The organism is Brevibacterium sp. BDJS002, from assembly GCF_028201555.1.
GTDB classification, from domain to species: Bacteria; Actinomycetota; Actinomycetes; order Actinomycetales; family Brevibacteriaceae; genus Brevibacterium; species Brevibacterium aurantiacum.
In genome coordinates this window covers 3,699,428-3,714,093 of sequence record NZ_CP116392.1, presented here as the reverse complement: position 1 = coordinate 3,714,093, position 14,666 = coordinate 3,699,428, and the positions used below count along the sequence as shown (strand labels likewise).

Here is a 14,666-nt window from a genome sequence, read left to right as displayed (position 1 = left end):
ACTTTCAGCGTCTCCTGCATCCCTGCCGGTGACGGGGAGCTGGACATGTCATGTCTCGTTATCTTGTAGCGATACCCAGCTGTGCTCAGACGGAAACCATCGTCTATTACAGCAGCACTCCCGGCCGTCGCCGACCAGAGATCCAAAACAACACAGCGGCCAGCGCCGCGGCGACGAAGCCCAGCCAAAAGCTCACAGCGAACCCACCAGGGCTCGGCGCCGCGAATCCGGCCGATGACTCCAGCTGCACCGCCAGCACCATTCCCGTCACAGTTGCACCCGAGCTCGTTCCCACACTGCGCATCAGAGCATTGACACCGATCGCGGAACCAGTCATCGAGTAGGGCACCTCGGCCATGACCAGAGTGGGAATGGCCGCATACCCTATCGCCACCCCTGCCAAGGCGAACACACTGGCGATGATGAGCTGCCAAACTTCGGCGTGCCAGACCACGGAGATGAGGTATCCGACCATAGAGATCACCGAACCCAAAACCGCAGTCACACGAGCTCCGAAACGATCGGTCATGGTTGCAGCGAGGGGCGCGACGGCCATCATCGCCAAGGAGCAGGGCACCAAGGCCATGCTCGCCCACAGGATACTCAGACCCAAGCCTGCTTCGGTGCGAACCGGCAGTTCGAGAATCTGCAGGAACGAAACCTCTTGGACGAAGAAGGCGAAGCCGAGAGCGATTGAACCCAGACTGACCATCAGCAGCGGGAACTTCGACATGATGCGCAGATCGATCAGCGGGTCGCGGGTGCGCAACTCGTGCAGGCCCCAGACGAAGAGCACAACGATCCCCGTTCCGCCGAGTCCAAGCGTCGCCAGCGAAGACCACCCCCACACCGGACCTTGGGAAACCGCCACCAGAATCCCACCCAACCCGGCAGAGAGCATCAACGCCCCAAGCCAGTCGAAGCGTTGCCGAAGGCGATCGGTGCTGGGCACAACGAAGAGGACAGCGATGAGATTGATGGTTCCAAGGACAGCCGTCGCCCAGAAGAGAAGCTTCCAATCTCCGCTCTCAGCGATCCACGCGGCGAGTGGCAGACCGATCGCGCCCCCGAAGCCCATGCTGGAGCTGATGATGCTGATGCCAGCGATGCGGATCTTGCGGTTATCGACCAGACTCATCATCGAAATGCCGACAGCTGTGGCTCCCATGCTCACGCCTTGGAGTGCCCGTCCGACGAGCAGCCAGGTCAGTTCGCCTGACAGTGCAGCTATCAGGGAGCCAAGAGTCATCATCGCAAGCAGTGCAATCATGACCCTGCGCATTCCGAGGATATCGCCCAGACGCCCCGAGATCGGAGTCGTGACGGCTGCGACCAGCAGAGCAATGGTCAGTACCCACGCGGTGGCACTCCGCGGAGCATCGAGAAGCTCAGGAAGATGGTTCTGGATCGGAACGACCAGGGTCTGCATGAACGCGGTGCTCGTCGCGACACACGTCAATACGACCACGAGAACCCACGGGCGGCGAAGGAGGAAGTCGCCGTCTGCCACCGGTGTCCTCTCCGTGATGATCCTTGCTGCTTTCCGATCGTCGCATAAACCCTGAGCAATGACCCTATCGTGGAAGGACCCTCGCGATTCCGAACGGAATCGCCCATCGGGTGAGGAAATCAGTGCTTTGTCGCCGCTGATAAGAATGCTCGCGGTCGACTCGATGCCATCATCGATGGAACCTGCAAGCGGTCCCAGAAACTTTTTCTCCCCCCGCGGAATAAACCCTCGCTCCGCAAAGTTGAGTCTAGTGTACGCAACTTTCATGATGCCGAGCTTGACTGCTCGGATCACGAAGATAATACTTGAGTGCAGTTGGCTCAATGTGTGCGGTCGAGTGGGTCCACCGCTCGTCCCCGCAGCAGGAAATGCTGTGGAAGCCCGGTGGTGGATCCGCCCGATCGCACACATTCGAGTCGAGATCACTCACGATATGTAAGGAGACAACGTTATGGCACGTGCAGTTGGAATCGACCTCGGAACCACGAACTCCGTCGTCACAGTCCTCGAAGGCGGTGACCCTAAGGTCATCGCAAACGCGGAAGGCGGTCGCACGACCCCCTCCGTCGTTGCTGTCAACAAGAACGGCGACTCCCTGGTCGGCGAAATCGCCAAGCGCCAGGCCGTCACCAACATCAAGAACACCGTCGCCTCGGTCAAACGCCACATGGGCACCGACTGGTCCACCGAGATCGGCGGCAAGAAGATGTCGGCCCCTGAGGTTTCGGCTCGCATCCTGCAGAAGCTCAAGCACGACGCTGAGGAATACCTGCAGGAAGACGTCACCGACGCAGTCATCACCGTCCCCGCATACTTCAATGACGCCGAGCGTCAGGCCACGAAGGATGCCGGTGAGATCGCAGGACTCAATGTCTCGCGCATCATCAACGAGCCCACCGCTGCAGCTCTGGCCTACGGCCTCGAGCGCGGCAAGGAAGACGAGACCATTCTCGTCTTCGACCTCGGTGGCGGCACCTTCGACGTCTCCCTGCTGGAAGTCGGCAAGGACGAAGACGACTTCTCCACGATTCAGGTCCGTGCGACCTCGGGCGACAACCGCCTCGGCGGCGACGACTGGGATCAGCGCATCGTCGATTGGCTCGTCGGTGAGGTCAAGAACGGCTACGGCGTCGACCTGAGCAAGGACGCAACCGCAATCCAGCGTCTGAAAGAAGCTTCGGAGCAGGCCAAGAAGGAACTCTCCTCGGCCACCAGCACCAACATCTCGCTGCAGTACCTGTCGATGAGCGAGAACGGACCCATCCACCTGGATGAGACCCTGACCCGCGCGAAGTTCGAGGACCTGACCAAGGACCTCCTCGAGCGCACCAAGGCTCCGTTCCACGCAGTCATGAAGGACGCAGGCGTGTCCGTTAACGAGATCGACCACGTCGTGCTCGTCGGCGGTTCGACCCGTATGCCCGGCGTCTCCGCCGTCGTCACCGAACTCACCGGAGGCAAGGAGCCCAACAAGGGCGTCAACCCCGATGAGGTCGTCGCGATCGGCGCAGCCGTGCAGGCCGGTGTCCTCGTGGGTGAGCGCAAGGACGTTCTGCTCATCGACGTCACCCCGCTCTCGCTCGGACTCGAGACCAAGGGCGGCGTGATGACCAAGCTCATCGAGCGCAACACCCCGATCCCGACCAAGCGTTCGGAGACCTTCACCACCGCTGAGGACAACCAGCCCTCCGTGTCGATCCAGGTCTTCCAGGGTGAGCGTGAGTTCACTCGCGACAACAAGAACCTGGGCACCTTCGAGCTGACCGGCATCGCTCCGGCTCCTCGCGGAGTGCCGCAGATCGAGGTCGCCTTCGACATCGACGCCAACGGCATCGTGCACGTGTCGGCCACCGACAAGGGCACCGGCACCGAGCAGTCGATGACGATCACCGGCGGTTCCGCGCTGCCGAAGGAAGACATCGACCGCATGGTCAAGGAAGCCGAAGAGCACGCAGACGAGGACAAGAAGCGCCGTGAGGCCGCTGACACTCGCAACAATGCGGAGAACCTCGCCTACCAGACCGAGAAGCTCGTCACCGACAACGAGGACAAGCTGCCTGAAGAGGTCAAGACCGAGATCAACTCGGACGTTGAGGCTCTCAAGGAAGCACTCAAGGGTGAAGACGACGATGCAGTGAAGACCGCATACGACAAGCTCGTCGAGAACCAGCAGAAGATCGGCGAAGCCATCTACAGCCAGCAGGGTGGTGCCGAAGGCGCCGCTGGTGAAGAGGCCGCAGCCGGTGCAGATGCAAGCGCTGACGACGATGTCGTCGACGCTGAGGTTGTCGACGAAGAGGATGAGGAGAAGAAGTAATGACTTCCGAGGGCAACGATCCGTCGTCCGAGGAGCCAGGCTTCACCTTCAGCGACAAGCGCCGGATTGATCCGGACACCGGTGAACTCCGCCCAGAGGCCGACGCACCGTCGGCCTCGGCGGAGGCCGGTGAGGCCGATGTCGCGAACGACGCCACCGGTGCCGCAGGCGCCGAGGACGTCCAAGGCGCCGACGAGGATCTGGCTGATGCCAGTGACCTCGGCGTCGACATCCCGGCCGACGCTTCGACGTTGAACGACACCGAGGCTGCTCAGGGCGAAGAGGCTGCCGAACCCGCACCGGGAACTGAGGCCGCAGCGCACCTGGCCGACCTCAAGCGCATCAACGCCGAGTACGCCGCCTACCGGATGCGGGCCGATCGCGAACGCGAGCGGGCTGCGACCGGTGGCACGATCAAGGCCGTCGAGGCCCTGATCCCGGTACTCGACGAAGTGCGCCTGGCGCAGGAGAACGGCGACGTCACGGGGCCTTTCGAGACCACGTGAAGAAGCTGGTCGACTCGCTGAGCAAGGTCGGCGTCGAGCAGTACGGTGAAGTCGGCGACGAGTTCGATCCGCGACTGCACGAGGCACTCATGCAGCAGCCATCGGACGACGTCGAGACTCCGACCGTCTTCCTGGTCATGCAGCCGGGCTATCGCATGGGTGAGCGCGTCATCCGTGCGGCACGCGTCGGCGTGCAGCAGCCGGAAGACTGAGAACCACACCCTCGCCGAGGTGGTCCCACCACCGTGGAACCACCTCGGCGGCGGTCCGGATCACCCGGGATGACAATCCCGGGGTTGCGGATTGTGAGGAGACAATTGAATAGACTGATGAAGAAGACACGGAAGGAGGTGCCAGGTGAATACCGGTCCTCAGAATGATTGGTTCGAAAAGGACTTCTACAAGACCCTCGGCGTCTCCAAAGATGCTTCCGACGCAGAGATCAAAAAGGCCTACCGCAAGCTGGCACGCAAGTACCACCCGGATGCCAACCCAGGTGACTCCAAGGCTGAAGACAAGTTCAAGGAGCTCGGCCAGGCACATCAGGTGCTGTCTGACAAGGAATCCCGCGCCCAGTATGACCAGGTCCGCGCCATGGGCGGCGGAGCCAGGTTCACCGGTTCCGGTGGACCCGCAGGCGGTTCCGGCGGCGGATTCGACGACGTATTCTCCGACCTCTTCGGCGGAGGCGGACGGACACGGACCCGTTCGCCCTATGGCGGAGGCGGGGGAGACGTGCCCCCGGACCTCGCCGACCTTCTCAACGGCTTCGGCGGAGGAGGCTACGGCGGTGGCGGCTTCGGCGGAGGCTATTCGCCACCTGTCAAGGGCGGGGACATCAAGTCCAGCACCACCCTGTCATTCACGGAGGCCATCAACGGAGCCTCGGTGAAGCTGAACATGCCAGGCGGAAAGCCGCTGACCGTGCGCACGCCGATCGGCGTCAAAGACGGGCAGAAGATCCGACTGGCAGGCAAGGGCAAGACCAGCCCCAACGGCGGTGAAGCCGGTGACGTGATCCTGACGATCAAGGTCAAGCCGCACCCCGTCTTCACCCGTGACGGCGACAACCTGCGGATGGACCTGCCGGTGAGCTTCGACGAGGCCGCACTGGGCGCTGAGGTCAAGGTGCCGACGCTCGACGGTATGCCGGTGACGATGAAGATCGCTCCGGGCACACCATCGGGTCGGACCATGCGCCTGCGCGGCAAGGGTGTGAAATCGAAGAAGGGCACCGGCGACCTGCTGGTGACCGCGGAGATCGTTGTCCCGCAGAACCTGTCGAAGGACGCCAAGGAAGCGGTCGAGTCGTTCCGCTCGGCGACCGAGAACGAGGACCCGCGCGACGGTCTGCTCGACAAAGCCAAGGCCAGTTGAGGTGGTGAAGCGTGATGCACATATCGACCAGTGCAGCGGTATACGTCATTTCGGTGGCGGCGGACCTCGCAGGAATGCACCCGCAGACGCTGCGGCAGTATGACCGTCTGGGTCTCGTCACCCCCGAGCGCACGGCCGGCAGAGGCCGACGGTACTCGGGGCGAGACATCGCCAAACTTCGGCTGATCCAGCAACTCTCCCAGGACGAGGGCGTGAACCTCGTGGGTATCAAGAAGATCATCGACCTGCAGAACCAGGTCGATGCGCTCAAGTCCCGGAACGAGGAGCTGGAGACCGAAGTCAGGTCTCGGATGTCAGCGAAGGAACGCGAAGCTCGTGTCTTCGCTGCCGGCACTGCTGGTGACGTCGTCTCGATCTCGCGTGGCAGGCGGCCCCGGGGTCGGCCCGAGCCGGGTGCGATGGTTCTCTACAACAGGTTCAGACGCCGGTAAGCAACTGAGATTGGAGGCTGCCCGCGGCGCAGCCTCTTGTAGTCGACGCCGGCATTCGTCACTACACCGACCGTGCTGTGCCAGAATGTCGTTCATGGACGAAACTGACAAGCTCAAAAGTGCCGCGGACTCGGCCGACGACGCGGCCCAAGAAGCTGCGGACAGCAAGTGGTTCGAACGGGTTGCGCGAGCTGGTTTCGTCGCGAATGGAATCGTGCACATCATCCTCGGAGCCACCGCGGTTGCCGTTGGACTCGGTCGCGGTGGCGAGGCGGATCAATCGGGTGCGGTCCAACAGATGGCCGCACAGCCGTTCGGCATGGTGCTCATCGTCCTGTGCCTGATCGGCTGTGGGCTGATGGCCCTCTGGTGTGTGTTCAACGCCTTCTTCGGTTCCGCCTCTCTGCGCGGAGCCGGCACGAATGCCCCTCAGCATCGGCAGGGACGCCGCAGATGGGTCGAATTCATCAAAACGATCGGTTCCGCTGTTGCCTATGCCGCAGTTGCCCTGACGTTCGCCCAGTCCGTCATCGGCGGCGGATCTGATTCAGGCAAGACCAGCTCTCAGGCATCGACGACCCTGGCGAAGGCCCCGGGCGGCCTGTACATCCTCGCAGCGATCGGGGTTGTGATCGTCATGATCGGCATCGGTTTCTGTATCGCCGGGATCCGCCTCAAATGGATGGACGAGCTGCGGATGCCACGTAAGGCTCCGGTGAGCACGCTGCTGATTGCCACTGGCATCATCGGATATTTGGGCAAAGGCGCGACGCTGCTGGCAGTCGGAGCGCTCGTCGTCGTCTCGGCGATGACCGGTGACCCCGAAGAGTTCACGGGAATTGACGGAGCGCTCAAAGCGATGCGCGACCAGCCGTTCGGCACTGTGCTCATGCTCGCTGTGGGTGCTGGTCTTGTGCTCTACGGAGTCTTCCTCAGTCTGCGTGCTCGGTACGACCGGATGGATTGATGCCTCGGGCACGGCACATCGGCACAATTCCTTATGCCGGGAAATAGCCGCCCAACAGGGATGTCCGAACGTGAATGCAAGAAGAGTGCGAACCCTCCACGGGCTCGCACTCTTCTTACATTGTCATCGCCGCTGCGACGGCCGACTTATCAGATCGCTGAAGGATCCTCGACGGCCTTCTTGCGACGCATGGTCATGGTGACTGCGGCTCCACCAATGAGGAGGAGAGCAGCTCCGCCGACGAGGCCGGTCAGCTCGGTACCGGTGCGAGGCAGGTCGCCGCCACCGTTTCCGTTGCCGTCATCATCGCCGCCGTTACCGCCGTCTGCGTTGCCGTCTTCATTGCCATCTTCGTTTCCGTCGCTGCCGCCGGCGTTGGCGTCATCGCTGACGGTGAAGGCTCCGGTGAGCTCGTCGTCGCCACAGGTGACGGTGACGTCGTAGTCGCCGAGGTAGGCCGATGGGTCATTGGCAGAGGTGCCGTAGACGTTGACGGAGGCATTGCCCTCGTCATCGGCCTTGACGGTGTTGTCGTAGGCGGTGACGTTCGAGTTGCCCTTGGGGGTGACGAGGTAGTGAACGTCCGAGCCTGGCTCGCAGTTCTCGACTGCCAGGGTGACACCCTTGTTCTCCACGACGAAGTCGGCAGCGTCGATGGTCTCAGGCGAGACGGTCAGCTTGGCGTCGGCCGCTGGAGTGGTGGGCTTGGGCTCTTCTGTCTCGTCTTCGGCGAGGGTGAAGAGGGCGTAGTTCGAGACCTCTTCGGTCTCTGTGTCGACTGCGGAGACTGAGTAGTCGCCTGGTTCGAGGCCGCCTTCGGGTGCCTTGACGGTGGTGCTGATCTTGCCGTCTTCGTCGGCAGTGACTTCTTCCTGGAAGAAGGGCGACTGGGTGGCGTTGCCCATCACGGTCACGGCGCTGTCGGGGGTGAAGCCCTCGCCGGTGAGCTTGAGGCCGTCTTTTTCGAAGTCCGAGACGGAGATCTTCTCGGTGTTGAGGGAGACCTTCGGATCGACTGCGGGTGCTTCTGGCTCTTCGGCGTCGCCGGTGACCTTGAAGGTAGTCGTGGCTGAGTCTTCGGCGTCTTCTGGGTTAGTCACAGTCACGGTGTAGCTGCCTACGAACGCGGGGTTGGGTTCTCCTACGCCTTCGACTGCCGTCTCAAACGCACCACTTGCGTCAGTGGTGACGGTCGTTTCATATGGGTTGACGGCCTGTCCATCGGCAGGGGTTACAGCGAGTGCGTACTCGGTGTCTGGGGTCAGTCCTTCGCCCGCGATTCCGACGCCGTTTTCGGCGAATTCTTCGACGGTGACGCTGTCGGCGGAGACTCCGATGGTTCCGGCCTGAGCGTCCGCTGAAGTTGCACCAGAGACTTTGGCCTTCTGGAGTGCGCCAGTCTGTGATGTGGGCTGTGTCTGAGCGGGGGTCTCAGGTGCAGCCATTACTGGGGATGCGGCAAGGCCGGTGATGGCCAGGGCCACTGCGGGGGCGAGTACAAGCTTCTTCATGATGTCCTTCGTTTAAGCAGCTGAGGATGATGTCCTACGAAGGTAACAATAATGAAATATTTACAACGAGCATAGTTGTGGTCGTTTTGTTCACAGTTGTCGTACAGATCAGTCACAGGCGTCGTTGACCAGTTAGAGCAATGGGCGTGTTGGACATGGGTGCGGCCCCGACCGAAGCCGGGGCCGCACCCAGTTGCAGGCTCAGATGCTCACCTATTTGAGTTGATCATCTGCAGTGTTCATCAGAAGTCGGTAGGTGACTGTCCGACCTTCTTGCGACGACCGGTCATGGCGATTGCGGCTCCACCGACGAGGAGGAGCATCGCTCCCGAGGCAAGACCACCAAGGTCTGCACCGGTGCGTGGCAGCTGGCTGCCATCGTTGCCGCCGTTGTCGCCGCCGTCGCTTCCGCCGCCATCTGCGCCGGCGGTGACTGTGAATGATTCCTTCATCGAGTCATCGCCGCAGGTTGCGCTGGCGGTGTAGTCGCCGACATAAGCTGAAACGTTGTCAGAGGTGCCGAAGACATTGACCGAAGCCTTGCCCTCGTCGTCGGCCTGGACCGTGTTCTCGTACGCGGTGACCTGGATGCCCTTAGGGGTGACTTCGAAGTGCACATCCGCGCCGGGTTCGCAGTCCTCGACGGCCAGGGTGACGCCCTTCTTGTCGTTGGCGAAGTCCGCTGCTTCGAGCGTCTTCGGCGAGACCGTGAACGATGCTTCTGCTGGCGCTTCGGGGGTATCTCCTCCGTCGCCGTCGTCGCCGTCTTCTTTGTCTTCGGCGACGACGGTGATGTTGCCATTGAGTGTCTCCGACTCGGTGCCTTCGCGGTCGATGGTGACCGTGAACGGAACCTTGCCTTCTTCGAGGCTGTCGGGGTTGCCCTGGTAGTAGAGGTGGAGTTTGTAGTCGCCGTCGGCCTCGGCTGTCTCGGTGTCTCCGGTCAGCGAGTCGGTGATCTTGTCACCCTTTTTCACGCCGGTGACGGTGACGGTGACGCCCTTGTCCTTGTTGGCGAGATCCGCTGCGGTGATCTCCTTGGGGTCAACCTTGAGCGATGCATCGATCGCCTCAACGGCGTCGTCCTCGGTGACGGTGACTTCGACCGGGGCGCTCTTTTTACCGGTCTCATCGTCGATGAAGGTGAGCGAGTACTTGCCAGCTTCGATCGATTCAGGCGCGGTCACAACTCCGCTGACATTGCCATCCTCGTCGGCAGTGGCCTTGTCAGCCTGTGGTGCGGCACTCTGTGCCGAAACGGCTTCGCCCTGGACACTGACGGTGCCGTTGGGGCTGAAGCCCTCACCGGTGAACTTGAGTCCATCCTTCTTGAAGTCCTCGACCGAGATCTCATTGGTTGAGAGCGAGACCTTCGGGTCAACGTCGGAGACCTCGTCGACGACGTTGATCTCTCCTTCGAGGGTGACCGAATCTTCGCCTTCGCGATCGATGGTGACTGTGAACGACTTCTTACCCTCGGCGAGATCTTCAGCTGCACCCTGGTAGTAAAGGTGTAGCTTGTAGTCGCCGTCTTTTTCGGCGGTTTCGGTATCTCCGGTCAGGGAGTCTTTGATCTTGTCGCCCTCTTTCACGCCAGAGACGGTGACGGTGACGCCCTTGTCCTTGTTCGCGAGATCCTCGGCGGTGATCTCCTCGGGATCGACAGTGAGCGAGACCTTGGGGTCAACGTCGGCCTTAGTGACCTTAACCTGAGTCTGCAGGCTCTCGGCCGAGACGCCTTCGCGCTGGACCTTGACGGTGAGGGCCTTCGAGCCTTCGGTGAGGTCTTCGGCGTCGCCGTTGTACTTGACGTTGAGAGTTGCGGTCGAACCGGATGCTGTCGTCGCCGGTGCGCTCAGGCCCGACGGTGAGAGCTTGTCGCCCTTCTCCAGTCCGGTGACCGTGACCTTGACGCCCTTGGTTGCGAGGTCCTCGGCTGAGATCGATGAGGCGGCGACCTTCAGCTGAGCGTTGATCTCCTCGGCATCGTCTTTGTCGTCGGAGTCGTCCTTCTTCGGCTCGTCATCCTTGGGCGCAGGCTTCTTCGCGTCCGTGGCATCATCGCCGGACTTCTTGTCTGCCTTGTCGTCAGCCTTCTTCTTATCAGCTGCTTTCTTGGCTGCGGCCTTCTTGTCAGCGGCCTTCTTTTCGGCCGCGTCTTTCTTCTCCTGCTCAGCCTTTTCTTTGGCTTCCTTCTCAGCAGCAGCCTTTTCCTCAGCTGCCTTCTTCTGCTCAGCCTGTTCCTTGGCGAGCTTCTCGGCTGCTTCCTTGTCCTTCTTATCCTGCTCGGCCTTGGCTTCGGCCTTGGCAGAGGCGGACTGGGTGGAGGGGGTCTCGGCAGCGGCGACTGGGGCGGCCACCAGACCTGTGAACGCGAGGGCCACGGCCGGCGCGAGAATGAGCTTCTTCATTGTCAGTGCCTTCAATCTAGAGAGTGTGAGGGGGTGCACATCTGAAACTCATACTAGGTTCGAAGGATTCTCTAAACTATTTGCGTAAGTTTTGTTCAGTGGTATTTGCAGTAACACTTTGGTGAACAAAGAGTGCGCAGTGAAACACTCCCGTGATGTAACTATTGGGTAACCACCGGTGCCGGCACTGGGCCCCGCCCTCAGGCCAGCCGGGCCCGCCCTCAGACTGGCCAGGCCTCGGCTCGGATCTGCTTGCGCTGCTCGACCGTCGGCACACGAACGGTCAGCGCCGCGGGCATGACCTCCATTGCCAGATACCCCGATTGGCCGATCGGATCCCCGTCGAGCTGCACGTCGAGTTCCTCACCGGATTCGATGACGACCTTCTGGCACTTGCGAATGTCCGTGTGCAGGCCCTTGGATGTCTTCCGTCCCAGCACGGAGGCAAGAACTCCTACCCACTGGCCCAGGTTCTTCGGGCTGACGATGAGGACGTCGAGCATCCCGTCATCGATGACGGCCTGTGGCAGCAGCTGAATGCCACCCTGCAGCTTCCCGCAGTTGCCGCCGAGAACCGAACGCACGCGTGCCGAGACCCGATAGTCGTCGTCGAAGGTCACCTTCACATGGCTGGGGCGACCGACGAGCTTCCGAGACCCGGCCTCGACATAGGCCAACCAGCCCAAGCGGGACTTGAGGTCGGAATTGGTATCGGCCATGACTGCCGCATCGAACCCGAGTCCCGTCATCACGGTGAACACGTGAGTGTCCCCCTCCTCGGCGGTCTTCGCGGTTCCGACGTCGATCTTCCGGTTGCGGCCCCACAGGGCGATGCGCAGCGCCCACTCGGTCTTGTCGAGGACGATGTCGAGATTTCGTGACAGCAGATTCCCCGTTCCCAGCGGAACGATCCCCATCGGTGTCTCTGACCCGGCCAGCGCCGAGGCGACGGCGCGGACCGTACCGTCACCGCCGGCTGCGATGACGACGTCTACCCCCTCGTCGAGCGCGCGGGAAGCGGCTCCCTCACCGGAATCCTCGGGTGTGGTCTCGATGACCAGCGGTGGGTTCCAACCTTCGAAACGGCAGATCGCCTCGGCGGTCGATGACAGTCTGCTGACATCGGCCTTTGTCGGGTTGACGACGAGAGCGGCCCGGTAGCGGGTAGAGAGCTCGCTCTCGGGCGCATCAGAGTCAGCGCCTCGGGCATACTGGCGAACTCGACTCAGAGCACGACGCGTCCCGAGGCGATGGCCGATGAAGAACGCGACGAGCAGCACAACGACGACGCCGGCGACGACGAACCACGTCATCATGGGGTCCAAAGCAATGGTCATGCTCCAAATTTACAGCGCCCAACTTGAGTACGAGCTGGTCGCCCAGCTCTGGCGCGCCGCTGGCCCTCCCACGAGCCCGCCGAATGTCGAAAAGACTCCCATGCCGTTAAGCTGAGAGGGTGATCGATCTAGCGCTCCTCAGAGAAAACCCGGACCTGTTCAAGGCATCGCAGGAGGCCCGCGGCTCGTCCGTAGACCTCGTCGACGAAGTCCTGGCTGCGGATTCCGCACGCCGTTCTGCCATCACCGCGTTCGAGGACGCACGCGCAGATCAGAAGTCTTTCTCCTCTCAGATCGCGAAGGCGCCCAAGGACGAGAAGCCTGCTCTTATCGCCGCAGGCAAAGAGAAGTCGGCTAAGGTCAAGGCGCTGCAGGCCGAGTCCGAGGAAGCCAGCTTCGCGTTCGACAAGCTCGCGGCCAAACTCCCGAACCTCATCGTCGAGGGAATCCCCTCCGGCGGCGAGGAGAACTTCGTGACACTGAAGACCGTGGGCGAGCCCCGGGACTTCAGCACCGACGGGTTCGAGCCTGCCGACCACCTGGAGATCGGTGAGACGCTCAAAGCCATCGACACAGCCCGAGGCACCAAGGTCGCAGGTTCGCGCTTCCACTACCTCACCGGATTCGGTGCCAAGCTGGAGATGGCACTGCTCAACCTGGCCCGCGATGTGGCCGAAGAAGCAGGGTTCATCCCGACCATCACGCCCACTCTGGTCAAGCCCGAGGTCATGCGCGGCACCGGCTTCCTCGGCGAGCACGCCGACGAGGTCTACCGTCTCGAAGCCGATGACCTGTTCCTTGTCGGCACCTCCGAGGTGCCGTTGGCCGGACTCCACATGGACGAGATCGTCGATCTGAGCGACGGTCCGCTGCGCTACGCCGGAATCTCCTCGTGCTACCGCCGCGAGGCCGGTTCCTACGGCAAGGACACCCGCGGAATCATCCGCGTCCACCAGTTCCAGAAGGTGGAGATGTTCGCCTACGTCGAGGTCGAAGACGCCGAAGCCGAGCACGAGCGCATGCTGTCCCTGCAGGAGAAGATGCTGGGCCTGTGCGAACTGCCCTACCGCGTCATCGACACGGCAGCCGGTGACCTCGGCGACTCCGCAGCACGCAAGTTCGACTGCGAAGCCTGGGTACCGACTCAGGGCACCTACAGGGAACTGACCTCGACCTCGAACTGCACGACCTTCCAGGCACGCCGCCTGCAGGTACGTGAACGCTATGACGGAGCCACCCGCCCCGTCGCCACACTCAACGGAACCATGGCCAACACCCGCTGGCTCGTCCCGATCCTGGAAAACCACCAGCAGGCCGACGGCTCGGTCACGGTTCCCGCGGCACTGCGCCCCTACCTCGGCGGCATGACCGCACAGGGACCAGAGGGCCCGCGTTACTGAAGCCACGATCCTCACGCTTGGAGAGAAATTGCCCGAACACCTCATCGCGCTCGACATCGACGGCACCATCGTCAACTACGACGGCTCACTGTCCGAACCCGTCCGCCAGGTGCTGACCCAGCTTGCCGACGACGGTCACCACCTCGTCATCTCCACCGGACGGGCGCTGCCCGGAGCACTTGAGGTCGTGCACGCACTCGGCCTCAAGGAAGGATTCGTCGTCTGCTCGAACGGCTCCGTCGTCGTCAAACTCGACCCGGCCTCTCCGCTGGGGTGGGAGATGCACCACGTGGTCTCCTTCGATCCCAGGGACGCACTGGAGAAGATGCACGAGGCACTGCCCAGCGCACTGTTCCTCGTCGAGGACCCGGACCTGCACCGTTGGGCCTCGGGACCGTTCCCCATGGGTGAGCTCGCGGAATCGGACACGCTCGACATCGTCGACTTCGACCAGCTCCTGGAGAAGCGGGCCACCCGCATCGTGATGCGCGAGGTGAACGGCACTGCGGAGGAGTTCGCCGAGGCGGTTGACCGTCTCGGACTCCACGAAGTCAGCTATTCGGTGGGCTGGAGCAACTGGCTCGACATCGCCCCCGACGGTGTCTCGAAGGCCAGCGGCCTCGAACTCGTCGAATCTGAACTTGGAATCGACCATGAGCTGACCATCGGCGCCGGTGACGGACTCAATGACATCGAAATGATCGAATGGGTCCACCACGGGATCGTCATGGGCCAGTCGAAGGACGTGCTCAAGCAACATGCCTCAGTCGTGACGAAGTCTGTCGACGACGACGGCCTGGCCGTTGCCCTCGTTGACTACTTCGACCTCGACGCCAAGGTGCTCTCACTGACCGGTTCCCGCGCCACCCACGGCTGAC

General features: G+C 62.2%; 12 protein-coding genes. 8 read left to right on the top strand and 4 right to left on the bottom strand.

The window, feature by feature from the left end; translation table 11 throughout:
- Nucleotides 1–106: 106 nt before the first annotated feature.
- Nucleotides 107–1,804 (bottom strand): MFS transporter, encoded by a 1,698-nt coding sequence (locus tag PGC08_RS17225; RefSeq protein WP_271708976.1) that lies wholly within the window; start codon nucleotides 1,802–1,804, stop codon nucleotides 107–109.
- A gap of 157 nt (nucleotides 1,805–1,961) precedes the next feature.
- Here PGC08_RS17225 and dnaK point away from each other — a divergent pair, with 157 nt between their 5' ends.
- From dnaK to PGC08_RS17195, 6 genes are all read left to right on the top strand, one after another.
- Nucleotides 1,962–3,827 carry a molecular chaperone DnaK gene (gene dnaK, locus PGC08_RS17220; RefSeq protein ID WP_271708975.1) on the top strand — a complete coding sequence of 622 codons (1,866 nt, stop codon included), beginning with the start codon at nucleotides 1,962–1,964 and terminating at the stop codon, nucleotides 3,825–3,827.
- Nucleotides 3,827–4,333, top strand: a complete 507-nt coding sequence (locus PGC08_RS17215) for a hypothetical protein (RefSeq protein ID WP_271708974.1) — start codon at nucleotides 3,827–3,829, stop codon at nucleotides 4,331–4,333. Before dnaK ends, PGC08_RS17215 begins: the two co-directional genes overlap by 1 nt.
- Complete coding sequence (gene grpE, locus PGC08_RS17210) at nucleotides 4,330–4,545, top strand: nucleotide exchange factor GrpE (RefSeq protein WP_271708973.1); 216 nt, start codon at nucleotides 4,330–4,332, stop codon at nucleotides 4,543–4,545. Before PGC08_RS17215 ends, grpE begins: the two co-directional genes overlap by 4 nt.
- A 145-nt stretch (nucleotides 4,546–4,690) precedes the next feature.
- Nucleotides 4,691–5,710, top strand: coding sequence for a DnaJ C-terminal domain-containing protein (locus PGC08_RS17205; protein WP_271708972.1), 1,020 nt, complete (start codon nucleotides 4,691–4,693; stop codon nucleotides 5,708–5,710).
- A 14-nt stretch (nucleotides 5,711–5,724) separates the two neighbouring features.
- The gene (locus PGC08_RS17200) at nucleotides 5,725–6,162 is read left to right on the top strand and encodes a heat shock protein transcriptional repressor HspR (protein ID WP_096159847.1); all 438 of its coding nucleotides are present in this window, start codon (nucleotides 5,725–5,727) and stop codon (nucleotides 6,160–6,162) included.
- 94 nt (nucleotides 6,163–6,256) lie between these two features.
- Complete coding sequence (locus tag PGC08_RS17195) at nucleotides 6,257–7,129, top strand: DUF1206 domain-containing protein (protein ID WP_009882589.1); 873 nt, start codon at nucleotides 6,257–6,259, stop codon at nucleotides 7,127–7,129.
- Nucleotides 7,130–7,278: 149 nt separating this feature from the next.
- Here the strand turns inward: PGC08_RS17195 and PGC08_RS17190 are convergent, their stop codons facing one another.
- From PGC08_RS17190 to PGC08_RS17180, 3 genes are all read right to left on the bottom strand, one after another.
- On the bottom strand, nucleotides 7,279–8,640 hold the full coding sequence (locus PGC08_RS17190; RefSeq protein ID WP_271708971.1) for a hypothetical protein: 1,362 nt from the start codon (nucleotides 8,638–8,640) through the stop codon (nucleotides 7,279–7,281).
- Between the two features lie 242 nt (nucleotides 8,641–8,882).
- Entirely contained in the window at nucleotides 8,883–11,066 is a 2,184-nt protein-coding gene (locus PGC08_RS17185; RefSeq protein ID WP_271708970.1) for a hypothetical protein, read from the bottom strand.
- A 206-nt stretch (nucleotides 11,067–11,272) separates the two neighbouring features.
- Nucleotides 11,273–12,388 carry a diacylglycerol/lipid kinase family protein gene (locus PGC08_RS17180; RefSeq protein WP_226824200.1) on the bottom strand — a complete coding sequence of 372 codons (1,116 nt, stop codon included), beginning with the start codon at nucleotides 12,386–12,388 and terminating at the stop codon, nucleotides 11,273–11,275.
- Between the two features lie 119 nt (nucleotides 12,389–12,507).
- Here PGC08_RS17180 and serS point away from each other — a divergent pair, with 119 nt between their 5' ends.
- Nucleotides 12,508–13,788, top strand: a complete 1,281-nt coding sequence (gene serS, locus PGC08_RS17175) for a serine--tRNA ligase (protein ID WP_114319384.1) — start codon at nucleotides 12,508–12,510, stop codon at nucleotides 13,786–13,788.
- 28 nt (nucleotides 13,789–13,816) lie between these two features.
- Nucleotides 13,817–14,665, top strand: a complete 849-nt coding sequence (locus PGC08_RS17170; protein ID WP_271708969.1) for an HAD family hydrolase — start codon at nucleotides 13,817–13,819, stop codon at nucleotides 14,663–14,665.
- The last annotated feature ends 1 nt before the right edge of the window (nucleotide 14,666 follow it).

Excerpts from the sequence above, each read along its gene's own strand:
- dnaK (WP_271708975.1), top strand. The coding sequence starts at position 1,962 with ATGGCACGTGCAGTTGGAATCGACCTCGGAACCACGAACTCCGTCGTC.
- PGC08_RS17215 (WP_271708974.1), top strand. The coding sequence starts at position 3,827 with ATGACTTCCGAGGGCAACGATCCGTCGTCCGAGGAGCCAGGCTTCACC.
- PGC08_RS17200 (WP_096159847.1), top strand. The coding sequence starts at position 5,725 with ATGCACATATCGACCAGTGCAGCGGTATACGTCATTTCGGTGGCGGCG.
- PGC08_RS17195 (WP_009882589.1), top strand. The coding sequence starts at position 6,257 with ATGGACGAAACTGACAAGCTCAAAAGTGCCGCGGACTCGGCCGACGAC.
- PGC08_RS17190 (WP_271708971.1), bottom strand. The coding sequence starts at position 8,640 with ATGAAGAAGCTTGTACTCGCCCCCGCAGTGGCCCTGGCCATCACCGGC.
- PGC08_RS17180 (WP_226824200.1), bottom strand. The coding sequence starts at position 12,388 with ATGACCATTGCTTTGGACCCCATGATGACGTGGTTCGTCGTCGCCGGC.